20 protein-coding genes and 1 tRNA gene (1 of these 21 running past the window's edge) are annotated in these 23,251 nt (G+C 72.0%); 15 read left to right on the top strand and 6 right to left on the bottom strand.

Annotated features, from left to right (window positions below):
- Positions 1–2,115, bottom strand: the 5' portion of a protein-coding gene (locus ACQPZA_RS08155; protein ID WP_433279676.1) for a cytochrome c oxidase assembly protein. It extends 84 nt beyond the left edge of the window; only the first 2,115 of its 2,199 coding nucleotides appear in the window; its start codon is at positions 2,113–2,115; its stop codon lies beyond the left edge, outside the window.
- A gap of 77 nt (positions 2,116–2,192) precedes the next feature.
- Between ACQPZA_RS08155 and ACQPZA_RS08150 the strand changes: the two genes are divergently transcribed.
- Positions 2,193–2,918, top strand: a complete 726-nt coding sequence (locus tag ACQPZA_RS08150) for a class I SAM-dependent methyltransferase (protein WP_433279675.1) — start codon at positions 2,193–2,195, stop codon at positions 2,916–2,918.
- Between the two features lie 12 nt (positions 2,919–2,930).
- Here ACQPZA_RS08150 and ACQPZA_RS08145 read toward each other — a convergent pair whose 3' ends face one another.
- Together ACQPZA_RS08145 and ACQPZA_RS08140 are read right to left on the bottom strand one after the other, a co-directional pair.
- Positions 2,931–3,725 carry a PP2C family protein-serine/threonine phosphatase gene (locus tag ACQPZA_RS08145; protein WP_433282715.1) on the bottom strand — a complete coding sequence of 265 codons (795 nt, stop codon included), beginning with the start codon at positions 3,723–3,725 and terminating at the stop codon, positions 2,931–2,933.
- Between the two features lie 133 nt (positions 3,726–3,858).
- Complete coding sequence (locus ACQPZA_RS08140) at positions 3,859–4,530, bottom strand: GOLPH3/VPS74 family protein (protein WP_433279674.1); 672 nt, start codon at positions 4,528–4,530, stop codon at positions 3,859–3,861.
- A 181-nt stretch (positions 4,531–4,711) separates the two neighbouring features.
- On the opposite strand from ACQPZA_RS08140, the gene ACQPZA_RS08135 reads away from it, so the two are divergent.
- The 7 genes from ACQPZA_RS08135 (at position 4,712) to ACQPZA_RS08105 (ending at position 10,647) form a co-directional block, all read left to right on the top strand.
- Positions 4,712–4,788, top strand: a tRNA-Arg gene (locus tag ACQPZA_RS08135).
- Positions 4,789–4,892: 104 nt separating this feature from the next.
- Positions 4,893–5,336, top strand: coding sequence for a Fur family transcriptional regulator (locus ACQPZA_RS08130; protein WP_433279673.1), 444 nt, complete (start codon positions 4,893–4,895; stop codon positions 5,334–5,336).
- Positions 5,337–5,418: 82 nt separating this feature from the next.
- Complete coding sequence (gene katG / locus ACQPZA_RS08125; RefSeq protein WP_433279672.1) at positions 5,419–7,677, top strand: catalase/peroxidase HPI; 2,259 nt, start codon at positions 5,419–5,421, stop codon at positions 7,675–7,677.
- A 117-nt stretch (positions 7,678–7,794) separates the two neighbouring features.
- Positions 7,795–8,199, top strand: a complete 405-nt coding sequence (locus ACQPZA_RS08120; protein ID WP_433279671.1) for an ester cyclase — start codon at positions 7,795–7,797, stop codon at positions 8,197–8,199.
- Positions 8,200–8,372: 173 nt separating this feature from the next.
- A complete protein-coding gene (locus ACQPZA_RS08115) occupies positions 8,373–8,786 on the top strand; it encodes a hypothetical protein (protein ID WP_433279670.1) in 414 nt (137 codons plus the stop codon).
- Positions 8,787–8,949: 163 nt separating this feature from the next.
- Positions 8,950–9,360 carry a hypothetical protein gene (locus ACQPZA_RS08110; RefSeq protein WP_433279669.1) on the top strand — a complete coding sequence of 137 codons (411 nt, stop codon included), beginning with the start codon at positions 8,950–8,952 and terminating at the stop codon, positions 9,358–9,360.
- Positions 9,361–9,612: 252 nt separating this feature from the next.
- Positions 9,613–10,647 carry an arabinan endo-1,5-alpha-L-arabinosidase gene (locus tag ACQPZA_RS08105; protein WP_433279668.1) on the top strand — a complete coding sequence of 345 codons (1,035 nt, stop codon included), beginning with the start codon at positions 9,613–9,615 and terminating at the stop codon, positions 10,645–10,647.
- Between the two features lie 15 nt (positions 10,648–10,662).
- On the opposite strand, the gene ACQPZA_RS08100 is transcribed toward ACQPZA_RS08105, so the two are convergent.
- Positions 10,663–11,373, bottom strand: coding sequence for a PASTA domain-containing protein (locus ACQPZA_RS08100; protein ID WP_433279667.1), 711 nt, complete (start codon positions 11,371–11,373; stop codon positions 10,663–10,665).
- 170 nt (positions 11,374–11,543) lie between these two features.
- Here ACQPZA_RS08100 and ACQPZA_RS08095 point away from each other — a divergent pair, with 170 nt between their 5' ends.
- Together ACQPZA_RS08095 and ACQPZA_RS08090 are read left to right on the top strand one after the other, a co-directional pair.
- On the top strand, positions 11,544–13,508 hold the full coding sequence (locus ACQPZA_RS08095) for a substrate-binding domain-containing protein (RefSeq protein ID WP_433279666.1): 1,965 nt from the start codon (positions 11,544–11,546) through the stop codon (positions 13,506–13,508).
- Positions 13,508–14,788 (top strand): ABC transporter substrate-binding protein, encoded by a 1,281-nt coding sequence (locus tag ACQPZA_RS08090; RefSeq protein WP_433279665.1) that lies wholly within the window; start codon positions 13,508–13,510, stop codon positions 14,786–14,788. Before ACQPZA_RS08095 ends, ACQPZA_RS08090 begins: the two co-directional genes overlap by 1 nt.
- Positions 14,789–14,811: 23 nt before the next feature.
- On the opposite strand, the gene ACQPZA_RS08085 is transcribed toward ACQPZA_RS08090, so the two are convergent.
- Positions 14,812–15,735 (bottom strand): NmrA family NAD(P)-binding protein, encoded by a 924-nt coding sequence (locus ACQPZA_RS08085; protein WP_433279664.1) that lies wholly within the window; start codon positions 15,733–15,735, stop codon positions 14,812–14,814.
- A 102-nt stretch (positions 15,736–15,837) separates the two neighbouring features.
- Here ACQPZA_RS08085 and ACQPZA_RS08080 point away from each other — a divergent pair, with 102 nt between their 5' ends.
- On the top strand, positions 15,838–16,404 hold the full coding sequence (locus ACQPZA_RS08080) for a TetR/AcrR family transcriptional regulator (protein ID WP_433279663.1): 567 nt from the start codon (positions 15,838–15,840) through the stop codon (positions 16,402–16,404).
- An 8-nt stretch (positions 16,405–16,412) separates the two neighbouring features.
- On the opposite strand, the gene ACQPZA_RS08075 is transcribed toward ACQPZA_RS08080, so the two are convergent.
- Entirely contained in the window at positions 16,413–17,333 is a 921-nt protein-coding gene (locus ACQPZA_RS08075) for a ribonuclease Z (RefSeq protein ID WP_433279662.1), read from the bottom strand.
- A 181-nt stretch (positions 17,334–17,514) separates the two neighbouring features.
- Between ACQPZA_RS08075 and ACQPZA_RS08070 the strand changes: the two genes are divergently transcribed.
- The 4 genes from ACQPZA_RS08070 to ACQPZA_RS08055 all read left to right on the top strand — a co-directional run bounded on the left by ACQPZA_RS08070 (position 17,515) and on the right by ACQPZA_RS08055 (position 23,248).
- Positions 17,515–18,444 carry a polysaccharide lyase family 7 protein gene (locus ACQPZA_RS08070; RefSeq protein ID WP_433279661.1) on the top strand — a complete coding sequence of 310 codons (930 nt, stop codon included), beginning with the start codon at positions 17,515–17,517 and terminating at the stop codon, positions 18,442–18,444.
- A 480-nt stretch (positions 18,445–18,924) separates the two neighbouring features.
- Entirely contained in the window at positions 18,925–19,767 is an 843-nt protein-coding gene (locus ACQPZA_RS08065) for a hypothetical protein (protein ID WP_433279660.1), read from the top strand.
- Positions 19,764–20,987, top strand: coding sequence for a glycosyltransferase (locus tag ACQPZA_RS08060; RefSeq protein ID WP_169400643.1), 1,224 nt, complete (start codon positions 19,764–19,766; stop codon positions 20,985–20,987). Before ACQPZA_RS08065 ends, ACQPZA_RS08060 begins: the two co-directional genes overlap by 4 nt.
- A complete protein-coding gene (locus ACQPZA_RS08055; RefSeq protein WP_433279659.1) occupies positions 20,984–23,248 on the top strand; it encodes a right-handed parallel beta-helix repeat-containing protein in 2,265 nt (754 codons plus the stop codon). The genes ACQPZA_RS08060 and ACQPZA_RS08055 overlap by 4 nt, the downstream gene beginning before the upstream one ends.
- Positions 23,249–23,251 lie beyond the last annotated feature (3 nt).

The raw sequence follows: 23,251 nt of genomic DNA, 5'->3' as shown, positions 1-23,251 counted from the left end.
ACTCAACCCGGCCGGCTCGTCCGAGGCGTTCGGCCCTACCTCTTTCGTGTGACCCCGGCCATAGTCGTTTTCGTCGCTTTCCGCGACGAGTGGCGCCCCTGCCGTCGCCAGACGGCGCAGCATGGCGTTGTAGGCCTCGAGGTCGGCACCGCCGTCGGCATCGGCCCGGCGATCATCGCGCCGCGCCGACCGTTCGTCCTGGCGCGACCACTGGATGAGCAGCGCGATCACCACGAGCAGCAGCGGCACCTCTCCCGCGGCCCAGGCGAGACCGCCACCCAGGTGCTGGTCGACGAGCGGATCCGGCACCCAGGGCAGGGCGAGGCCGCGGTAGTAGTCCCCTCCCAGCGCCGTATTCGCGCTCATCACCGCCAGGCCGAAGAACGCGTGGAACGGCACGGACGCGAAGACCAAGCCCATCCGCGCGGCGGGCGGCAGGCGGCGAGGCGCGGGATCGACACCGACGATCGGCCAGAAGAAGATCGCTCCGACCAGCAGGAAGTGCAGGTTCATCAGCTTGTGCGCCCAGTGCTCGGGCAGGGCGGCCGGGAACAGTCCGGAGAAGTACAGGACGTAGTAGCTCCCCACGAACAGCGCCAATGCCACCAGCGGGTGCGTCAGCCAGCGGGCGACCGGCGAATGCACCGCCGCGAGCAACCACTCGCGCGGGCCGGGCGGCCCGGCCCGGCCGGACGGCGGCAGTGCCCGCAGCGCGAGCGTCACCGGGGCGCCCAGCACGAGCAGGATCGGGACGAGCATCCCGAGGATCATGTGCTGACCCATGTGCACGCTGAACATCGCCGGAGCGAAGCGGCCGATCCCCGAGCTGGTGGCCACCAGCAGCGCCGCACAGCCCACGAGCCAGGCCGCCGTGCGGCCGGCGCCCCACGCGTCCCCCCGCCTGCGGAGCCTGTGCACACCCAGCAGGTAGGTCAGGGCCAGCACTATCGCGGCCGTGCCGAAGACCAGGTCGAACCGCCAGTCCAACGCCAGCCGCCCGAACGTCGGTGGTCCGGCGAGGTCGTACCCGATCACCGCCTCGGTGCGGGACGGCACGGCACCGGTGTCCGGCGGAGCGCTCCGCCCGAGTGCCACCGCGAGCCCGATCGTCCCGAGCATCAGCAGCACCTCGACGCCCCCGAGGCGGAGCAGGGCTCGGGTCTCACCCCGGGACGCCGGCCCGACCGACGACCGTCGATGGGCTGCCCCCAGCGCGCCGAGCAGGATCAGTGCGGCCGCCTTCGCGAACACGAGCGCCCCGTACCCGGAGCCGACGAGTGCGCTGAACGGGATCCGGACGAGCGCGTTCACCACCCCGGTGGCGGCGAGTACGAGCCAGCAGACCAGCGCCAGCCGGGAGAACCGCGGCACGGCCGTCGCCAGGGCAGCGGAGCGATCGGGACCGCGCATGGTGGCCACGCCGATCACCGCCACCAGCCCGCCCACCCACAGGGAGGCGGCGAGGACGTGCAGCACCAGGCTGTCGCTCGCGAGGTCGTGCGCGCCGCCTCCCGCCGAGTGCCCGGTCAACGCGACCGGCAGGGGGCCGAGCAGGGCCATCCCGAAGAGCACCGCACTCCAGCCCCAGGTCAGGACGGTGCGGCAGCCGGCGAGCACGACGATCGCCACGAGAGCGGTGAGCGACCACGCCGAGGCGTCCGACAGGCGGGGAACCAGGTCGAGCAGCAGCCCGGGGTCGAGCACGTCGCCGGCAGGTCGGCCGAGCGCGTCGGCCACGCTCAGCGGCACCATCAGGATGGCGCCTGCCGTCCAGCCGGCCGCGGACCACGAGGCCGCGCGCAGCGCCCGGTACCCGGCCACGTCGAGGTAGCCGCCCCGCTGCGGGGCGACGAGGAACGCCGCGAGCAGGAGCGCACCGATCGTCAGGACCATGCAGACCTCGGTGGCCGCCCGGACGGCGGGGAGGCCGACGGTGGTCATCGTCCCCGGGTCGGGGAGCCCCAGCGAGGTCACCGGCCGAGCGTTGGTGAGGGCCGTCAGGCCTCCCGCCACCAGAACCGCAACTGCCGTCCCGAGCGCAACGACGCCGGCCACGCCGGACGGCGGCTTGGTCTGCGGTGGCGGGGCGGCGGGCTCGACTGTCGCGTGCGCCATGTGCTCAGGCTATGCCCGTTGTGTCTGATCGTGCCCGACGGTCGGGACGCCGGAACCGGTGCTGCCACACTGCGCGCGTGACGGACGGGGCGAGGCTCGTGGACGGCGGCGATGTCACCGAGCGGGTGCTGCGGGCCGCTGAGGGTCCACACGGCAGCAAGCCCGTGCCGTGGGCGGCGGCGCCCCTGCTCACCGCCGAGCGGGTCCTCGACCTGTGCTGCGGCTCCGGCCCGCTGGCCGACGCGCTTCCCACCGGCCGCTGGCTCGGCGTCGACCCGCGTGCGCCTCTCGGGGGGAGGCGGCCCGTGCTGCGCGGCGCAGCCGACGCGATCCCGCTGCGCTCGCATGCGGTGGACGGTGTCGCGCTGATGCTCGCCCTCCCCCGGCTACCCGACCTGGACCGGCTCTTCGCCGAGGTCCGGCGGGTGCTGCGGCCCAGCGGCACGCTCGTGATCCTGGTTCCGTCGGCGGTGCCGGGGTCGGCCGCTGAGCTGCGGCTCGCGCCGCTGCTCTCCGCCGTGCACCGCTCCGGCTGGCTGCACCGCTCCGCCCTCGACCGGACGGGATGGCTGCTCGCCGCTGCCGACTACGCCGTGCTCAGCGACGACCGGGTGTGCTTCACCCTCCCGCTCCCCGACGCGGACGCCGCGCACGCCCTGGTGGCGGATCTCCCCCGCGCCGGGCTGTGGCCGCCGGACCTGCCCGACGCCGTCCGGGCGCGCGCTGCTGCGCGGCTGGCGCGCCGGGCCGGACCGGGCCGCACGCTGCCCCTGCCCCTGCGACGGCTCGTGGCGCGCCGCTGACCGGAGCCGGGGTCAGGCGTCGTGGGAGTGGGCGGCGCCCACCACCACCGGGGCGTCGTCGGGTTGTGGGGTCTCGTCCACGAGGTCGGCGACGACGCAGGTGATGTTGTCCGGTCCGCCGCCCTCGTTGGCGAGCTCGATGAGCCGGGCGACCACGTCGACCGGTTCCTCGATCTCCGCGAGGACCTCCTTGAGCTGCGAATCCCCGAGCACGGCCGTGACCCCGTCCGAACAGACCAGGTACCGGTCGCCGATGAGGCCGTCGACGGGGAACAGGTCCGGTTCGGCCGGGGTGCCCTCCTGCAGGGTGCGGATCAGCCAGGACCGGCGGGGATGGGTGGCCGCCTCCTCCGGGGAGATGCGCCCTTCGTCGAGCAGGCTCTGGACGAGGGTGTGGTCGCGGGTGAGCCGGTGCAGCTCGCCGTCGCGCAGGAGGTAGGCCCGCGAGTCGCCGATGTGTGCCACACCGATCCGCGTGCCGTGCACCAGGAAGGCGACGACGGTGGTGCCGGTGCCCCGCAGTTCGGGGTTGTGTTCGCTCAGTTCGGTGAGCCGGGCGGCCGCATCGGCGATGGCCTCGTCGAGCGCGGCCAGCAGGTCGACCTCGTCGAGGTCCATGCCGCGGAGTCGGGCGTCCAGGTCGAGGAGCGCGGAGACGGCGACCGAGCTGGCCACCTCCCCGTGGGCGTGACCGCCCATCCCGTCCGCCACGGCGAGCAGCCGGGGGCTGATGGCCGCCGAGTCCTGGTTCATCGACCTTCGGCGCCCGACGTCGGAGCCTGCCGCGGAGCGCAGCGTCGGTGACATGGCGCTCACCCTCTCACGCTAGGTACGAGTCGATCCTCGAGCGGCACGCCCGCGTGCGCCGGATGACCTGAACGGCACGTCGCGCGCCGTCCACGATCGACGAGTGGCCCGCGGCTGCGGGCCCTCGTAATGCTCAGGAGCTACCGCTCGCCCCCGCCGCCGACGCCGAGGCGGCCACGGCCACCGCCACGCTGGTCTGCACCGCCTGTACGGCCTTGCGCACCGCCGGACCGGCCCAGTCGCCCTGCGCGACCTGGTCCGCGCGGGCCCTGAGCTGCCGGCGCGGCCCGTCCACCAGCTTGTGCTCGGCCTTGACGGCATGCACCAGGGAGATCAACAGGGCGGTGTGCTGATCGGGCGGGGCACCGTCCCGCAGTACCTCGGCGATCCTCCTGCGGAGCTCGGTGACCGGTCCGGCGTCGGCGGCGGGCCAGGTGGTGACGGGGAAGACACCGAGGATCCGGCCACGGTCGCGCCGCACCAGCCCGCGCTCGACCAGCCGCTGCAGCACCGGTTCCCGGGTCTTGCGCGCCAGCCGTTCCACCGCCTTCTGGGCGCGGAGCGGGTGCCGCCCCTCCAGCCGGGCCAGTGCGGTGTCGAGCAGCGGGTCCCCGGTGGTGGAGGAGTCGGCGACGGTGAGCCAGGCCCTGGCGCCCGTCTCGTCGGCGGTGAGCCGGTCGCGCGTCGACAGGTCGAGCAGGAGTGCGCCGCCGACGGCGCGGTCGAGAGACGTGCTGTCGACGATCGCGCGTCCCGACCCCGGATCCAGCAGGAGGAGGACGAGATCCTCGGTGATGGTCGCCATCGTGCTTCCTTCCCTTCAGACCGTCCGGGCGGACCGGGCGTCGACCTCACGCACGACGTGCAGCACGCGCGCGTTCACCGCGCCGGCGAACGACCGGGCCCTGCATGATCAACGCGTGGCCTCCGGCGCGCGGGCACGACACCCCGCTACGCTCATCGTGGCGGTCGGGACGACCGCCCCGGCCCTCGTAGCTCAGCTGGATAGAGCAAGAGCCTTCTAATCTCTAGGTCGCAGGTTCGAGTCCTGCCGGGGGCGCCATGTCAGAGCGATGGCCGGGTTCGGCCCGCACACCGGACCGTCCGTGAGAAGTTTTCCCGCACGATGCTTTTCTGGACTTGATCCAGTCAGGTCTTCGTGCTGAAATGCGTGTCGTGCAGAACCACCCGCAGGTCGAGCGTCTCCTGCGCGACGCCTCGCTACGCATCACCGCGCCGCGCAAGGCCGTGCTGTCGGCAGTGCACGACCACCCGCACGCAGACACCGAGACCCTGCTCACGGCGACCCGGGCGAGGCTCGGGTCGGTGTCGCACCAGGCCGTCTACGACGTCCTGCGCGCCCTCACCGACGCGGGCCTGGTCCGCCGCTTCCAGCCGGCGGGTTCGGTCGCGCGTTACGAGGCGCGGGTGGGCGACAACCACCACCACCTCGTGTGCCGCTCCTGCGGCGCGGTGAGCGACGTCGACTGCGCCATCGGTGAGACCCCGTGTCTGACCGCATCCAGCGACTCCGGCTTCACCATCGACGAGGCCGAGGTCGTGTACTGGGGCCTCTGCCCCGCCTGCCAGTCTCCGCCCGCGGGTCGCTGAGCGCGGCGGCCCCGGACCGGATGCACCCCACCACTAGGCCGGCCGCCCTCCAGGACCGGCATCCCACCGAGGAAGGACTGACGTGCCCCCCGAGAGCGAGAACCCGGCCACGGCCGACCCGAAGCCCCGCGACTCGTCCGCGAGCCCGCAGGGCACCGACGACACCGCGAGCAGGAGCGAGAGCGAGAACCCGGCCCTCGCCGGTCCCACCTTCCACCCGGAGTCCCGGCCGCGGAGCAACCGCGACTGGTGGCCGAACCAGGTCGACCTGACCGTCCTCAACAAGACCTCGCGCGACTCCGACCCGCTCGGCGACGACTTCGACTACAAGCAGGCCGTCTCCCAGCTGGACTTCGAGGCGGTCAAGGCCGACATCGTCCAGGTCATGCGCACCTCGCAGGACTGGTGGCCCGCCGACTGGGGTCACTACGGCCCGCTGTTCATCCGCATGTCGTGGCACGCCGCCGGCACCTACCGCCAGGTCGACGGCCGCGGCGGTGGCGGCTCCGGCGCCCAGCGCTTCGCGCCGCTCAACAGCTGGCCGGACAACGGCAACCTCGACAAGGCCCGCCGCCTGCTGCTGCCGGTCAAGCAGAAGTACGGCCGCAGCCTGTCCTGGGCCGACCTGCTGGTGCTCGCCGGCAACGTGGCCCACGAGGACATGGGCTTCCAGACCTTCGGGTTCGCCTTCGGCCGCGAGGACACCTGGCAGCCGGAGGAGGTCTTCTGGGGTCCGGAGGACACCTGGCTCGGCGACGAGCGCTACAGCGGCGACACCCCGCTGGAGCTCGAGGGCGCACTCGGCGCCGTCACCATGGGTCTGATCTACGTCAACCCGGAGGGCGCGAAGGGCGAGGCCGACCCGGTCGCCACGGCCCACGACATCCGCGTGACCTTCGGCCGGATGGCGATGAACGACGAGGAGACCGTCGCCCTCATCGCCGGTGGCCACACCTTCGGCAAGGCGCACGGCGCCGGCAACCCGGACCTCGTCGGCCCGGAGCCCGAGGGCTGCCCGGTGTTCTCCGGCGGGCTCGGATGGAAGAACCAGTACGGCACCGGCAAGGGTGCGGACACCATCACCAGCGGCCTCGAGGGCGCCTGGACCCCGACCCCCACGAAGTGGGACAACAGCTTCTGGGACACGCTGTTCGGCTTCGAGTGGGAGCTCACCCACAGCCCCGCGGGCGCCAAGCAGTGGAAGCCCAAGGAGGCCGAGGGCCAGGAGCTCGTGCCCGACGCGCACATCGAGGGCAAGAAGAACCCGCCGATGATGGCGACGAGTGACCTGTCGCTGCTCGCCGACCCGGAGTACCGCCGGATCTCCGAGCGGTTCCGGGACAACCCGGAGGAGTTCGCCGAGGCCTACCGCCGGGCCTGGTTCAAGCTGCTGCACCGCGACATGGGCCCGGTCTCGCGTTACCTCGGCCCGTGGGTGCCGCAGGAGGAGCTGCTCTGGCAGGACCCGGTCCCCCCGGTCTCCCACGAGCTCCTCTCGGAGTCCGACGCCGCCGAGCTCAAGAAGCAGATCCTCGCTTCCGGCCTGTCGGTCTCGCAGCTCGTGCACACCGCATGGTCGGCCGCCGCGTCCTACCGCGGCACCGACAAGCGCGGTGGCGCGAACGGCGGCCGGCTGCGCCTCGAGCCGCAGGCGAGCTGGGCGGTCAACGCCGGCACGCAGGAGGTCATCGCCAAGCTCGAGGAGGTCCGCGCGGCGTTCGGCAAGCCCGTCTCGATCGCGGACACGATCGTGCTGGCCGGTGCCGCCGCCGTCGAGAAGGCCGCCGCGGACGCGGGCGTGGACGTCACCGTCCCGGTCGCACTCGGCCGCACCGATGCGTCTCAGGAGCAGACGGACGTCGAGACGTTCCAGTACCTGGAGCCGCGCGCCGACGGGTTCCGCAACTGGATCGCCCCGGACGTGAAGCTGGAGCCGGAGACGCTGCTGATCGACCGCGCCTACATGCTCGAGCTCACCGCCAAGGAGCTGACCCTCCTGGTCGGGGGCCTGCGGGTCCTGGGCGCCAACACCGGCGGCGCGCAGCACGGCGTCTTCACCGACCGGCCGGGGGTCCTGTCGCAGGACTTCTTCCGCAACCTGCTCGACCTCGGCGTCGACTGGAGCACCTCGGTCGACCAGGAGGGCGTCTACGAGGCCCGCGACGCTCAGGGCAACGTGGTGCGCACCGCCACCGCGGTCGACCTGGTCTTCGGCTCGAACTCGATCCTGCGCGGCATCGTCGAGGTGTACTCCGCCGACGACGCCAAGGAGAAGTTCGTCCGCGACTTCGTCAAGGCCTGGGACAAGGTCATGAACCTGGACCGGTACGACCTGCGGTAGTCGCTCCGTCCGACGACGCCCCGATCCGCCGCACCCGCGGTGGACCGGGGCGTCGGTCGTACGAAGGGCAGTTCGCGTCCGGCAGGACGCGGGTAGCACGCGTATGGAGGTCGAGACATGACGAACGCCGATCTCGAGACCCGCTATCGCGCGTACCTCGAGGCTCTCAACGGGCGACGCCTCGATGACCTCGTCGACTACGTGCAGGACGAGCTGTCGTACAACGGCGAGACGATGACGCGCCGGCAGTACCGGGACATGATCGCCGCCGACATCACCGCGGTCCCCGACCTCTTCTTCGACGCACGGATCGTCGTCGTCAACGGCGACGAGGTGGCCTGCCGCCTCGTCTTCGACTGCACGCCGGAGCACGAGTTCCTCGGCTTCCCACCGAACGGCAGGCGGGTCCACTTCGCGGAGCACGTCTTCTACCGGTTCCGTGACGGTCGCATCGCGGCGGTATCGTCCCTGATCGACCGCGCGGCCATCGCGGCCCAACTCCGCTCCGACACAGCACGCTGACCTGGAACGTACGCCGGCAACCGGGCCGGTCCGGAGGAGAGCCGATGCGGGTCGCCTGTGCAGGCGTGGTTCGAGCGACATGCTCGGCACTGGTCATCGCGTCGGTCGCAACGCTCCCGATCGGGTGCTCGACGGCTCCGCCGGCAGCGAGTGAACCGCCCGTCCGCCCACCGGTGACGACGACCTCCGCACCGGTCGATGGGTGTCCGGACGTCACCACGCCGACCGCAACACAGGGGCAGACGCGCGCGGTCATCATCGACTACGTGGACTTCATCCGCCTCGACGGCCGCGAGTACCTGGCCGGCTTCACTCCCACTCCCCCGGTCAGCCGCGCCGATCTGGGCGAGGTGGTCGCCGAGTCGCGATGTTCGCTGAGTGCCTTCAACGAGCGCACCCGTACGGACCCGGGGCCGCCGAGGGACGGCGACACCGGCTTCCTGCCTCCCGGCACGGACATCCACGCCGTTCACGGCTGGGACCCGACGTGTCGCATCGCGGCGGAGCGGGACGGCAGGCTGTACGTCTATCTCGCACAGGAAAAAGGCGCGGACCACGCTCGGCCCGCCGCATGCGCGGTGGGTTGAGTCGGACTTGCATCTGCACCGATTCTCGCCACACTCGTGGGCTTCGACGCCGCAGCGAACCTGGCCGAAGAGCCAAGGATCCCTATCGCGGCGTTCCGCGCGCCATCGTGGATCGGTAGGTCTGAGTCCCGGCCCGGTCGTGCGCGGGGCATAGGCTCGCCGGGTGAGCGCCCAACGGTCATCCCGAGGCCACGTCATCGTGGTGGCGCTCCTGGGCGTCGCCGCGGTGGCGCACGGCGGCCTCGCGCTGACCACGGGGGCCGCCGTCGTCGCCGGCCTCTCCGGACTGCTCGCCGTCGCAGCGATCACGCTCGTGCTGGTCGGCCTGCTCGTCGGGGCGGCCCGGTTCGGCGGGGACCGTGAGGACCACTGGCTGCTCGCCTGCGCGGTCACGGGTGCGGTGGGGGTCGCGAGCGCGCTCGTCGTGACGTGGCTGTCGGTGTCCGGACCCGGCGCGGGCGGCGGGTTCGACCCGTGGAGCCTCGGTGTGCTGCTGATCGACGCGCTCGCCGTGCGCGTGGCGGTCTTCACGCTCCGGCGGTCCCCGAGCGGAACACCGCAGCGCCGCTCCTGACGGCCTGCGGGTTCACCCGGCATCGCCCCGATCGACGTGGACGGACGATGACCCGCCCCGGGCGTGCGAACGCCGGCTGCCGGTGACGAACACGGACCGGGACCGCCGGCGTCCGGACGGGTAGAGAGCGTCACCCCCGCGGTGGGTTCGGTCCGCCGTCACTACAACGTGCGCTCGCCGGGACGCACGATGGGTTCCCACGCTGAGCGCTCCGTCCGGCAGCCCGGACCCTCCCACCGAACGGAGACGACCGTGCGAGTTGCCCGCCTCCTGACCGTCGCCGCGGCCGTGTTCGCCGCGGCAGCGGCCACGATGGTCCCGCTACCGGCGATGGCCGCCGCCGCGCAGGACCCAGGAGCCGGGGACACCACGTCGCAGCTGACGGGCGACCTCGCCGCCCACGATCCCGCGCTGGTGGCCGGCGGGCCGGGCGAGAACTGGTACGTGTTCTCCACCGGCGACCCGGCCGTGCGGGGCGGGACACTCCAGATCCGCACGTCAGCCAACGGGCGCGACTGGGTCTTCGCCGGAACCATCTGGGACGCGATTCCGGCGTGGCTCACCGAGGCCGTACCCGGCGTGAACAACCTGTGGGCGCCCGAGGTCTACCGGAAGCGCGGGATCTACTACCTCTACTACGTGGCGTCCACCTTCGGCTCCAACAGGTCGGTGATCGCGCTGGCCACCAACACCACGCTCGACCCGGCGAACCCGAACTACAGGTGGGTGGATCGTGGACCGGTCGTCCGGTCGGTGCCCGAGGACGACTTCAACGCGATCGACCCGGGAATCGTGGAGGACGACTGGGGAACGCCGTGGATGGCGTTCGGGTCGTACTGGAGCGGGATCCGCATGGTGCCGTTGCAGTGGCCGTCCGGTCTCCCGGTCCCCGCCACGGGCGAACCGCTGCGGTTGGCGGACCGGCAGGAGCCACCCAACGCCATCGAGGCGCCGTACGTGGTGCGTCACGGCGGCTGGTACTACCTGTTCGTCTCCCTCGACACCTGCTGCCGCGGCGTGGAGAGCAACTACCGGGTCGTCGTGGGTCGCTCCCGTCAGGTGACCGGCCCGTACGTCGACCGCGACGGACGCAGGCTGCTCGAAGGCGGCGGCACCCCCGTCGTCTCGACGGTGGGTGACCGCGTCGGACCCGGCGGCCAGTCGGTGTCCGGCGGGATACTCGCCTTCCACTACTACGACGCTACGGACGGCGGGCGGCCGCGGCTGGCCCTGCAGGGGATCTACTGGACCGCCGACGGGTGGCCCACACTCGGCGCCACGGACTGATCACCGCGCACGTCGTCAGCGGACGCTCTCGCCCGTGGTCTCGTCGATCGCACCACTGATCGCCCGGGGAGGTGGCGGCGGTCGGAGCGGGCTGCGGACACCCGCGGAGCCCGGTCCGCGTTCCACCCACAGCGTGACGGGCGAGCGCGGCGGGACCCGCGTACCGGCCACCGGCTTCTGCTCCACCACCACGTACCCCGACAGCTCCCCGTCGAGGAGCGGCAGGAGATCGGAGTCGGAGCTGACCGCGACGAGGTGGACCAGTTCGAGGGCCCGCCGCGCCGCCACCCACGACAGACCGAGCACATCCGGGACGACGGCCGACGCCCTCATCGCGCCCACCATCCCCCGGGCTGCCTCGCCCAGCCGCTCGTGCACCGCGCGGGGACGCCCGGACTCCGGCTCATCGCCTGCCGCCGGGCCGCCCCGCCGCGTAGCAGCGCGCTCGTCTCCGTCCAGATCACGCCAGCGCTCCCAGGCGGACTGCCGCGTCATCCCCAGCATCGTCGCGATCTCGGCCCAGGACTTCCCGTTCGAGCGTGCCGCCTTCACCGCAGCCAGCTCCGTCTGATCGAGCAGCCGGCGCACCACCCCGATGTCCGACAACGCGTCCAGGGCCGCGTCTCCCGCAGCCGCGCCCTCGGCGTCGCGACCTCCATGGTCCCAGCCGTCGAGTCGGCCCCACGCGTCCCGGCCGTCCGGCCACGGGTCCCTGCCTCCCACCATCCTGTCAGGTTAACCTGACAGGATGGCACCGACAAGAACCTCGACGGACGGACCCCGATCCGGACAGGGGTCGTTCCTGTCGGACGGGTTGCGTACGGTGTGTCACTGATCGACCGGATCTCACCACTCCGGTCGTCTACAAGGGCGTAAGCGGGAGGGGGCTCCGTCGCGTGTCCGAAACCGGCGACGGCTCCCCACCCGGCGACCCCCTGCCGCGCCCGACCGCACCATGGCGGGCGGTGGGGTTCGTCCTCGCGGTGCTCGGCATCGTCCTCGTGGCGATCACGCCCAACCCTCCCGAGACAGCCCAGCACTGGATCCAGATCGTCGCCGGTGCGTCCCTCACCGCCTTCCTCACCACCTACGCGGGCTGGCACGAGGTGGCGCGGCTCCGGTTGCAGGGTCGTCCGACCTTGCTCCTGCGCTGGCTGCAGCGCAGGAGGGTGGCCGTCGGGGTGGCCGTCGGGCTCGCCGTGGCGCTCGCGCTCGGTGTCCCGCCGGCCTGGGACCTCGCCCGCGGCGTCTCGATGGGCATCGCCGGCTGCGCACCGGTCACGCAGCTCCGCATGGTCGCCGATCCGGAGACCGCCACCACCGCCCGCGGGCTCGCCGACTCCTACGAGCAGTGGACGGCCACCGACAACCACCACTGCCCCACCGTCGACGTCTACGTCTACTCCGCAGCCGGCGACGAGATCCGCGAGCGGGTCGCGAAGGGGACGGGATGGCTGGACGAGTCCACCGCGCTGCGCGACATCGGGCCGCAGCCCGACGTCTGGCTGGCCGCCACCAGCCATGAGCTCGCCGACCTGCCACAGCCGACCGCCCAGGGCTCGGCGATCGCCGAGGTCACGCCCGTCGCCGTGTCGCCCGTGGTCCTCGCTGTTCCCGACGCCGTGGCGGCCCGGGAGAAGAACGAGCACAGCCGGTGGGCCGACCTGTACCGCAGGCTCACCGACGAGGACGTCGACGTCGTCCGTGCCGACCCCGACTCCACCCAGCTCGGCCTCCTCGCCACGGCGCTGCTGTACGGCGTGCCCGGTCAGGACGGCGCGGCGAGCCCGCAACAGCTCCCTCCGGCCGAGGTCGAGCACCGCATCGCGGCGGCCCTCGACAGGGGCGGCTTCCCGCTCACCGACACCCCCGGGCTCCTGTGCCGCCATCGGACACTCGGGGCGCAGGCCGCCGTCATCGCATCCGAGCAGCAGATCGTGCGGTTCAACCTGGGCGAGCCGCTCGGCAGCTCGTGCCTGTCCGGCACCGACCGGCCGGGGCGGCTCACGGCGCTGTACCCGACGGACACCCGGGCCCTCGACCACCAGTTCGTGCGCCTCGCGTGGAGCGACCCGCCGCAGGAGCAGGCCGCCGCCCGGTTCGGCGCGTGGCTGCGCAGCGATCCCGGCCGGGAAGCGATCGTGGGCACCGGGTTGCGCCCGGTCGGCCCGTACACCGTCGGGCCCACGCTCACCACGGTCGGCATCGACCCGGGCGCCGTGCCGGCCACGGAGCCGATCCCTCCGGGTCAGTGGGGCAGCACGGCTGCGGCGCACGACGTCGCCCAGCGCCGCGGCCGTGTGCTCTTCGCCCTGGACACCTCCGGGTCGATGGCCACGGAGGCCCCGGAGGGGAGACGAGCGGACTTCGCCGTGGCCGCCGTACTGGCCGCGCTGGGCGGCATGGGCCCCGGCGACGAGTTCGGCCTCTGGTTCTTCCCCGACGCACCGGGCACCGGCCACGTGGAGGCGGTGCCGCTGGGGTCGTCCGGGCCGGACCGGCTGGCCGCCGCCCGCCAGGCGCTCGCCGGAGTGCGACCCGCGGGGAACACCCCGCTCTTCCGCACCATGACCGAGGGTGCCGCAGCCCTCGGTCCCGCGGATCCGGGCCGCGTGGACGCGGTCGTGGTCCTGACCGACGGTGAGGACACCAGCAGCGGCCTCACCGCCGATGCCGTCAGCGCGTCGCTCGCAGGCAGCGGGGTCCGGCTCGTCGTCGTCACCATCGGCGAGATCCGCTGCTCCGACCCGGGTCTCGTCGCGATCACCACCGCAACGGCCGGGGAGTGCCGCGACGCCGACCTGTCGAACCTCAGCACGGTGCTGCGCACGGCCATCGCCGGGCTGTGGGGTGGCCGCTGATGGCTCGCTCACCCCGGTGGCACCCGCTCGCCTGGTCGTCCGCCGGCGTCGTCGTCGGCATCGTCGCCGTACTCCTCACCACGACGATCACGGGGCTCGTCTCCAACCCGGATGATCTCGAGGACGGTCCGATCGTCGTCCTCTCCGGGCGCGACGACAGCATCGGCGGTCAACGCCAGAAGCTGATCAGCCAGTGGAACCAGCTCCATCCGCGGAGCCCCGCCCGCATCGTCGAGGCGTCCCCGATCGCCGACGCCGCGCGCAGCGAGATGCTGGCGCGGGCGCAGTCCGGGCGGGGCGAGGTCGATGTGTTCAACCTCGACGTCACCTGGACCGCCGAGTTCGCCGACGCCGGCTACATCCGCAGCCTCGACGAGTCGCGGGTCTCCACGAGCGGTTTCCTCGCCGGGCCACTGGCCACCTGCCGCTACGACGGCAAGCTGTGGGCACTGCCCTTCAACACCGACGTGGGGCTGCTGTACTACCGGTCCGACCTCCTCGACGAGCCGCCGCGCACGTGGGACGAGCTCGAGGACAAGGTCCAGGAGATGCGGGCGCGCAGTGGTAACGACGTCGACGGCTACGCCGGTCAGCTGGCCGACTACGAAGGCCTCACCGTCACCGCGCTCGAGGCCATCCGGGGCGCCGGGGGGTCGGTCGTCGACGAGGACGGGAACCTCGTCGTGGAGAACCAGCGGGCCGCGATCGCGACGGCCGTCGAACGCCTGCGGGTGATCGCGCCTGCCGGGATCCCCGAGCTCGACGAGACGAGCAGCATCCGGCTCTTCCAGTCGGGCCGGGCGTTGTTCATGCGCAACTGGCCCGTGGCCGTCCGGTCACTCCCCCAGGGTCTGGAGGGCACACCGGCGGTGACGTTCGGCGTCGCTCCGCTGCCCGGTGGCGCAGGTGTGCTCGGGGGGCAGAATCTCGCCGTGTCCGCCGACTCCACCCGTCCCCGTGCCGCGCAGGCTCTGATCGAGTTCCTCACCGGTGAGCGCAGCCAGCAGATCCTGTTCGAGCGTGGCGGACTGCCCGCCACGCGCCAGGTCGTCTACTTCGACCAGGCCGTCCGCGACCGCTACCCGTACATCGCCACGCTGGAGGAGGCGATCAGCAGTGCCGAGCTGCGACCCGCCCAACCCCACTACGCGCGGTTCAGCGAAGTGTTCCGTGCCGCCGTCAACGGATATCTACGGCAGGACGCCGCACTTCCCGACGATCTCCAGAACCAGCTGGTGGACGCGTTGAAAGGCCGGCTCGCTCCCGCAGGCGACGGCTAGGGAAGGGCGCTGCCGGAGCCGGGTCAGGCCGCGGCCGGCATGTGCTCCTGCGCCCAGGCGTCGAAGCTGGTGAGCGGGATGCCGAGGTCCCTCGCGTACTGCGGGCGGCCCGGCTGGCCTGCCACGTTCAGCCACTCGTGCGTGGCGCCCATCGCCGGCATCCCGGCGGCGAGTGCCTCCTCCTCGGTCATGTCCGGCGCGGCCAGGGGCGTGCCCGTGGCGCGGGTGAGAGTCTCGGCGATCTCCGTCATCGAGAGGTAGTCGCTCGCCAGCTCGAGCTCGACCCCGTGGAACCGCTCCGGCGCGGCGAAGGCCGCGGCCGCCGCCCTCCCGATGTCGTCGACGGCGACCAGAGACAGCCGGGTCTCGGGGCGCAGAACGCTCACCAGGCCGCCCTCGATGCCGCGCGGGAACAGGAACGCCATGGACGGGAGGAAGTTCTCCATGAAGAAGCCCGGCTTGAGCAGCGTCCAGCGGGGGAAGCCGGCTGCACGGACCCGGTCCTGGATCGCGCTCTTGGCACCCAGGGTGGGTTCCATCGACGCCCAACGGCCGTCGGCCCACCCTGGAGCTTCCGTGTGCTGTCCGGCGCCGGTGACGGACGTGTGCACGAACTGCGGCACCCCGGCGGCCCTCGCTCCCTCGACGAGGTTGACGCCCTGGGCGACCTCCCCCGCGAAGTCGAAGCCCGCTGCGCTCATGGCGGGCATCTGCACGGAGAAGACGGCCCGGGCGCCCTCGGCGGCCCGGATCACGGAGTCGCGGTCGTGCAGGTCGCCGGTGACCAGTTCGGCGCCGAGCGCCTCGACGGCCTTGGCCCGGCCGGTGGTCCGGTCGCGCACCAGGGCGCGGACCGGAACGCCTGCCGCCAGCAGGGCACGGGCGGTGGCACCGCCCTGCCTGCCGGTGGCGCCGGTGACGAGGACGGGTGCGGAACCTGTGGACATGGCGCTCCTCGAATACTCGGCCAGTTAAACGGCGGGGCCCGCCGTTTCGGCTCCGGTACGATATGGCGGGGCCCGCCACTTACGCAAGCTCGGAGATGACGCATGCCCGACCGCCAGCGCGCCGACGCCCGGCGCAACTACGCGCGCATCCTCTCCGTGGCCGAGGAGGAGGTCGCCGCCCACGGCGCAGGCGCCTCGCTGGAACAGATCGCCCGCACCGCGGGAGTCGGTTCGGCGACCGTCCGCCGGCACTTCCCCACCCGCCGCGCGCTGCTGGAGGCGGTCTCCCGGGAACGGATCGAGGCCCTGCGCGTCCGCGCCCACGAGCTGACCGGCGCGGGCGACAGCCGCGACGCGCTCCTGGAATGGCTGGGGGACGTCGTCGCGTACTGCGTCTCCGCCCGCGGGCTGGCGGCCGCGCTGGCCTACGACGGCACCGCGGCCGACCCGGTGCACGAGAACGCCTGCTCGGCCGCGCTGGAAGAGGCAGCGGGCCCGCTGCTGCGCCGCGCCGTGCAGGACGGCGCGGTGGCGACCGGCGTCACCGTCACGGACCTGATCACCCTGGCCGTCGGCATCGTCCTGGCCACGGAGCACCACCCCGACCCCGGCGGCCGGGCGGACCGCCTGTTCCGGCTGGCCGTGGCCGGCCTCAGCCCGCAGCGCTGACCAGGAGCTCAGATCGGCCGTCGTGGCGGGACCGGGACGCGCATGAGGTCCTGCGCCACCACGATCTCCCCGTCGAACTCCGCGGCGGCCTCCGCGTGGAACCGCGCCAGGTCCGGGTAGCGCTGGGAGAAGTGGGTGAGCACGAGCCGGCGCACCCCGCCCGCGGCGGCCACCGCTCCGGCGTGGCGCGCCGTGAGATGACCGTACGAGGCGGCGAGCGCGGCGTCCTCCTCGAGGAAGGTCGACTCGATCACGAGCATGTCCACCCCGTCGGCGAGCGCGTGCACCGCGTCGCACAGGCGGGTGTCCATGACGAACGCGAAACGCTGTCCACGCCGGGGGACGCTGACCTCCTCCAGCCCGACCGTGCGCCCGTCCACCTCGAGGAACCCGGCGCGCTGGAGGCGGCCCACGTCCTGACCTGCGATGCCGTACCGGGCCAGCCGGTCGGGCAGGAACCGTCGCCCGTCCGGCTCGACGAGCCGGTAGCCGAACGCCTCCACCCCGTGGTCCAGCCGGCGTGCCTCCAACGTCCAGTTCGCGGTGACCGCCACCGTGCCGTCCCGCTCGATCGGCTCCTCCCGCAGGTCGGCGACGTCGTGGAAGACGCTGGCGTGGCGCAGCCGCTCGAAGTAGGGCCGCCCGGACGCCGGGAAGTGCGCGTGCACCGGATGCGCCACGCGGTCCAGCGAGAGCCGTTGCACGACACCCGGCACGCCGAGGCAGTGGTCGCCGTGGAAGTGGGTGACACACAGCCGGCTGATGGCACTGCTCGCCACGCCGGCGAGCAGCAGTTGCCGCTGGGTGCCCTCGCCGGGGTCGAACAGGAACCCGTCGCCGTCCCAGCGCAGCAGATAGCCGTTGTGGTTGCGGTGCCGCGTCGGCGCCTGGCTCGCGGTGCCCAGCACGACGAGTTCGCGGCCCGTCACCCGGAGCACGCTACCCGTACCGCCGAGTTCACACCGACGAACAGTCCGGCCACCCATCCGGGAGGCGCGGTGCCCGCGCCCGGGCAGCGACGGCGCTCTAGCCTCCGATTCGGCGTGCACCGCAGGCGCAACCGCGACCAGCGGTGCTCACGTCGTCGCCGGCGGACCGGGAGCGCACCAGGTGAACGTCGAGCAGGTCATCGCCAGGGTCATGCCGGCACTCGCGGCACTGACCCTGGTCGTCGTGCCGGTCACCGTCCCGACGACCGGGTGTGCCGGGCCACCGGCCTTCCCGCCCGCCGGCTGGTTCACGAACCCGACCACGACTCCGCCGCCCGCACCCGTGGTCGTACCCCCCGTCGTACTCCCCGCGATACCTCTCGTCGTGCTCCCGGCGGTACCTCCCGTCGTACTCCCCGCTCCGGCACCGGCCCCGCAGGCGCCCGCATACCCGGTGCGCGGCCGGTATCCGGGCGAGGTGCTCGACCTGTCGAACTGGTACCTGACCCTCCCCACCGGAGAGGAACGCGATCCGGACGACATCTACCAGCCGAGGCTCACCACCTACCTGGGTTCGCACTTCTACCCGAACAGCACCGGGGACGGGGTGGTCTTCAGGGCCAACGCGGGCGGGGTGACCACGTCGGGCAGCAGCTATCCGCGCTCCGAACTGCGGGAGATGACCGGGGACCGGAAGGCCGGCTGGTCCAACCGCAGCGGCACCCACACCCTCTGCGTCCGGCAGGCCATCACCCGCCTGCCCCAGGTGAGACCGCACCTCGTGGCGGCCCAGATCCACGACGCCGACGACGACGTGATGCTGGTGCGCCTGGAGGGCGAGCGGTTGCTCGTCGAGTACCAGGACGGGGACCGCGAGGTGGTGATCGACCCGGCCTACCGCCTGGGCACCCCGTACGACCTCCGGATCGTGGCAGCCGGGAGCCGCGTGCAGGTCTACTACAACGGCCGGCTCAGAGCCGAGATCCCGGAGAGCGGGTCCGGCTGGTACTTCAAGGCCGGCAGCTACCTGCAGTCCAACCCGGACAAGGGTGACGACCCCGATGCCGTCGGCGAGGTGGTCATCTACTCCCTGCAGGTCACGCACACCTGATGAACCGACCGGAGCCCGGGACCGATCCACCTGCGGGCGCCACGGACGAGTGACCGATCGGGGAACCGTCGCCGGATTGCGGTGACGGAAAGAAGCCGCGCCGCCCGGTCAGGGGTGTCCGCTCACTAAATCGTGTGCACTTGATTGTGGTCAGAATCGCACCGGTTGCCACTATCGGCGGGATTGACAGTCGGCCGGAACTGTGGCGGCGGCCCGGATGGACGGCCGCGAACCGGCCCGCGAGCTGGCAATTCATGGCGATTTAACTCCGCCGCGATCATCACTGCCGTGACCCATCGTCACAACTGCCGTGGGTAACCGGCGATTTACCGTCTGCGATACTCGGTCCGGCCCGTCGGACCGGATTTACCGTCCAATTGGAAGGGCGCACATCAGATGCAGGCGTCGCGGATCTTCATCGTCGGTTCAGGCGTGGTCGGGGTGGCGACAGGAAGAGGTTTCCTGGCCGCCGGTCACGACGTGACCTTCATCGACACGGACACTTCCCGGTTGGATGAGCTGAGGTCGGTGTACGGGTTGGATGCGCGTGCGGAGTTGGATCTCCGTGACGAGCTGGACTCGTTCGTGTTCTTGACGTTGCCCACGCCGAATGTGGGGTGGGAGTACGACCTGCGGGCGTTCACGGCGGGGACGACGTCGGTGGGGCAGGCGTTGGCGGACTCTCCTGGTCGCCACACGGTTGTGGTGCGGTCGACGGTTCCGCCGGGCACCACCGAGGGGTTGGTGCGGTCGGTGTTGGAGCGGTGTTCGGGTCGGGTGGCGGGGGTGGGGTTCGGGTTGGCGGCGAATCCGGAGTTTTTGCGGGCGGCGTCGGCTGAGGAGGATTTCCGGTCGCCGTGGATGACGGTGGTGGGGTCGCGTGATCCGGAGACGGTGGCGGGGTTGGTGGGGTTGTTGGCGTCGTTCGGTGGGGAGTTGCGGACGTTCGACTCGCCGGCTGAGGCGGAGTTCGTGAAGTGTGCGCACAACATCTTCAATGCGACGAAGATCAGTTTTTGGAACGAGATGTGGTTGGTGGCGCGGGAGGTGGGGGTGTCGTTGGATCCGGTGGCGGCGACGGTGGCGCGGTCGGCGGAGGGGTCGTTCAACCCGGAGTACGGGATTCGGGGTGGGGCGCCGTATGGGGGGGCGTGTCTGCCGAAGGACACGTGTGGGTTTGTGGGGTTCGCGGCGGGGGTGGGGGTGGATATGCCGTTGTTGCGGGCGGTGGTGGCGACGAATGAGCGGTTGGCGGCGGTGATGCGTCGTGAGGTGGAGGGTGTGGTGGGCCGGGAGGCGGTGGGGGGTGCCGGGCGGGCATGAGTCTGCCGCTTTATTACTACGTGTTGGGCACTCCGTTGGGGGTGCTGGGTTTGGTGCGGTGGTCGTGCTGGTTGGTGCGGCGGGTGCCGGCGGTGTTGTATCGGCCGGTGGTGAATGATTTCCGGTTGCCGGTGAGTGTGGTGGTGCCGGTGTATCAGGAGGATCCGGTGGTGTTCACCGCGGCGGTGGAGTCGTGGTTGGCGAATGAGGGTGTTGTCGAGGTCATTTTGGTGATCGATGCCTCGGATGTGGTGTGTCGGGAGATCGCGGGCCGGTATCCGGTGACGGTGGTGGTGACCGAGGTGCCGGGGAAGCGGGATGCGTTGCGGCGGGGGTGGCGGGCGGCGAGCAGCGAGTTGGTGGCGTTGGTGGATTCGGACACGATCTGGGCGCCGGATGTGGCGGCGCAGGTGTGTCAGCCGTTTGCTGATCCGCGGATCGGGGGGGTCGGGACGCGGCAGAGTGTGTACGGGTCGTCGGGGTTTCTGGCGCGGATCACGGACATGTTCCTGGATCATCGGTATTTCGATGAGAACGCGAGTCAGAGTTTGTTGGGGCAGGCGGTGTCGTGTCTGTCGGGGCGCACGGCGGTGTATCGGCGGGCGTTGTTGGTGGAGGTCGAGGACGAGTTCATGCATGAGACGTTCTGGGGGGTGCCGTGTCTGTCGGGGGATGACAAGCGGTTGACCACGTTGATCTTGGAGCGTGGGCATGGGACGTACATGCAGCGGAGTGCGGAGGTGTGGTCGACGTTCCCGGACGGGTGGCGGGTGTTCTGCCGGCAGCGGTTGCGGTGGGCGCGGAACACGTGGCGGTCGGATCTGCGGGCGTTGTCGCGGCGGTGGGTGTGGCGGCATCCGTTCCTGGCGTACACGATGATCGACAAGGCGGTGGCGTGTTTCACGTTGTTGCTGGGGTTGGCGTTCATGGTGTCGTCGATCGTGGCGGGGCATTGGGTGTTCGTGGTGGTGTTGGCGTTGTGGTGGCAGCTCAGCCGGTCGGCGAAGTTGTTGCCGCATCTGCGGCGGCGGCCGTCGTCGTTTTTCTATATTCCGGGTTATGTGGTGGTGTCGTGGTTGATGGCGTTGATCAAGATTCAGGCGTTGTGCACGATCCGGAAGCAGCGTTGGCTCACGCGTGAGGTGGCTGTGGAGAACGGTGTGGTCGTGCGGACCAGCATTGACGGCGACCAGTCCACACCGGAGGAAATCTCCGCATGAGACGCACCTGCACGCGGCTGCTGCTCCTGGCCGCCGCCCTCACCACTGCCACCGTCATGCTGCCTGCCCCGCCGGCAGCCGCCGGCACCGGCATCTCCGCCGCCCTGGCGTTCCCCGCCCAGTCATCGCCGGCGCCGGAACAGCCCGAGCCCGAACCTGAGCCCGAGCCCCGGCGAGAGCCCGCACCCCTGCGCCAACCCCCGACCCAGGCGCAACCGCAACCACAGCCGCAGCAACAGCGCCTGCCCCGGGCCGTGCCTCAGCCGCAGCCGACGCGCCAGTCCCCGCCCGCCCCCGCCCCCGCCTCCGAGCCCGAACCCCAGCCACAGCCACAGCCCGCACCCCGGGTCGTCGCCGTCCCGCCGCCCGCCCCCGCCCCTCCCGCGGCAGCCCCGCGGCGGAACGTCGCGGGAGAGCGCCCGGCGGCCCGGCCGGTCCGACCCGTGCAGCGCTCGGCGCCCCAGGACGCCGCGCGACAGGCCCGTGACCGCGCAGCCGAACGGTCCCGGCAGCAGGCCGCGGCGGCCCGGGCCGCCGGCCGGAACGCGGCGGCGAGCGACAAGATCCGGTTGGCCTGGGAAGAACGGGGCCGGCCGAGCCGGATGGCGATCGTGCGCACCGCCCGGGTCGACGTGGTGGCCGACGGGCGGCTCACCCAGCAGGTCCCGCTGCGTCCCGGCCTGGTCACCCTGCCCCTGCTCGACCGGTCCCTGCCCCCGACCTGGCTGCGCCAGACCGCCGACACGGCGCTCCTGGACGCCACGGTGATCCTCACCCCCGGCACCACGATGGACATCGCCGGGGACGCCTCCGGGATCCGCACCCTCGCCCTCGCCGGCGGTCCCAGCACCACCGACACCGCGTCCCTCTACACCGGCGGCGGCCGCCTGAGCCTGCGCGGGCTCACCATCACCTCAGCCGACCCGGCCACCGGCCAGCCCTTGCCCCCGTCCCCCGGGCGCCCCTCGATCGTCGTCACCGGCCACGGGCGCCTGGATGCCACCGACACCACCATCACCGACCTGGGCACCCCCGACCTCGACACCACCAACGGCCACGCCGCCGTGGCGTTCAACCCCGCCAGCACCGGCGCACTGGTCCGCACCACCTTGGCGCGCAACAGCACCGGACTCGAACTGTCCCGCTCCGACGCCGTGCACCTCGACCAGCTCACGGTCAGCGACTCCACCTCGGACGGGATCGTCCTGCGCGGCGACCGCGGCACGACCATGAACGACATCCGCGCCGAACGGAACGCCGGCAACGGGATGATCGTCACCGGGGAGAGCACGGACCGGCCCATCACCGGTGTCTCCACAGCGCACAACGGGGTGTTCGGCCTGGCCATCATCGGCCAGACCGGTATCCAGGTCATCGGGGTCGCCACCGCCTCCGACAGGTCGGGCGGGCTGCGCCTGAGCCGCTCGAAGGAGGTGGTGGTCACCGGCTTCAGCGCCACCGACCAGTCGATCGGCGTGTTCACCCACGTCAACAGCGCAAACCTGACCCTCGACCACATGACGGTGACGAGGGGCCGGCGAGGACTGGTGGTCGAGAAGAGCACCCAGGGCCTGGCGCTGCGCGACTCCACGTTCCAGGGCGCCCGGGTGGCCGGGGTCTCCGTCGGCGGCCAGGACGTCACCGTCACCGGCGTGCAGGTCAGCGACTCCGCCACCGGGGTGCGCATCGAACGCGGCGCCAGGACCGTCACGGTGACCGGGCTGAGACTGCGCGGCGGCCACGACGGCATCGTCGCCACCCCAGACACCACCGGCGTGCTCGTGCAGGACCTCGTCGCCGAGGGCGTCGCCTTCGACACCGTGCGGACCTTCAGCCCCGACACCCGCATCATCGGCGGCCACATCACCGGCGGCACCACCGGCATCGACGTCGGCGCCGCCACCACCATCTCCGGCACCGTCATCGACCACGCCCAGGAAGGCATCCGCTCCCGCTCGGCCCAACTCGTACACGCCGACAACGTCGACGTGGCCACCACCGCCCTGGGCATCAACGCCGCCGAGGGCAGCCCCTTCCTGCTCACCGCCTCCCGCGTACACGCCCTCGAAGCCGTCCGCGGCCAGGTCGGCCAGGCCGGACCCAACGAGCTCAGCCTGCCCCCGCTCAACCTCCTCGGCGCCGTCGGCATCCCCCTGATCCTGCTGGCCATCGTCCTGGAACAGGTCCACACCCGCCGCCAGCGCCGCACCGCACACGCCTACCGTCGCCCCCCGCCCGTCCTACCCTCCGCCGGAGGCTGACCG

Origin of the sequence: Pseudonocardia xinjiangensis, from assembly GCF_050948425.1 — a bacterium.
GTDB classification, from domain to species: Bacteria; Actinomycetota; Actinomycetes; order Mycobacteriales; family Pseudonocardiaceae; genus Pseudonocardia; species Pseudonocardia xinjiangensis.
Note: the sequence above shows the minus strand (reverse complement) of the source record. Positions and strands in the feature narration are given on the sequence as shown.

Bases quoted from the DNA above. Each gene is read 5' to 3' on its own strand.
- ACQPZA_RS08145 (WP_433282715.1), bottom strand. From the start codon at position 3,725: ATGTCACCGACGCTGCGCTCCGCGGCAGGCTCCGACGTCGGGCGCCGA.
- ACQPZA_RS08140 (WP_433279674.1), bottom strand. From the start codon at position 4,530: ATGGCGACCATCACCGAGGATCTCGTCCTCCTCCTGCTGGATCCGGGG.
- ACQPZA_RS08130 (WP_433279673.1), top strand. From the start codon at position 4,893: ATGCGTGTCGTGCAGAACCACCCGCAGGTCGAGCGTCTCCTGCGCGAC.
- ACQPZA_RS08120 (WP_433279671.1), top strand. From the start codon at position 7,795: ATGACGAACGCCGATCTCGAGACCCGCTATCGCGCGTACCTCGAGGCT.
- ACQPZA_RS08100 (WP_433279667.1), bottom strand. From the start codon at position 11,373: ATGGTGGGAGGCAGGGACCCGTGGCCGGACGGCCGGGACGCGTGGGGC.
- ACQPZA_RS08090 (WP_433279665.1), top strand. From the start codon at position 13,508: ATGGCTCGCTCACCCCGGTGGCACCCGCTCGCCTGGTCGTCCGCCGGC.
- ACQPZA_RS08085 (WP_433279664.1), bottom strand. From the start codon at position 15,735: ATGTCCACAGGTTCCGCACCCGTCCTCGTCACCGGCGCCACCGGCAGG.
- ACQPZA_RS08080 (WP_433279663.1), top strand. From the start codon at position 15,838: ATGCCCGACCGCCAGCGCGCCGACGCCCGGCGCAACTACGCGCGCATC.
- ACQPZA_RS08060 (WP_169400643.1), top strand. From the start codon at position 19,764: ATGAGTCTGCCGCTTTATTACTACGTGTTGGGCACTCCGTTGGGGGTG.
- ACQPZA_RS08055 (WP_433279659.1), top strand. From the start codon at position 20,984: ATGAGACGCACCTGCACGCGGCTGCTGCTCCTGGCCGCCGCCCTCACC.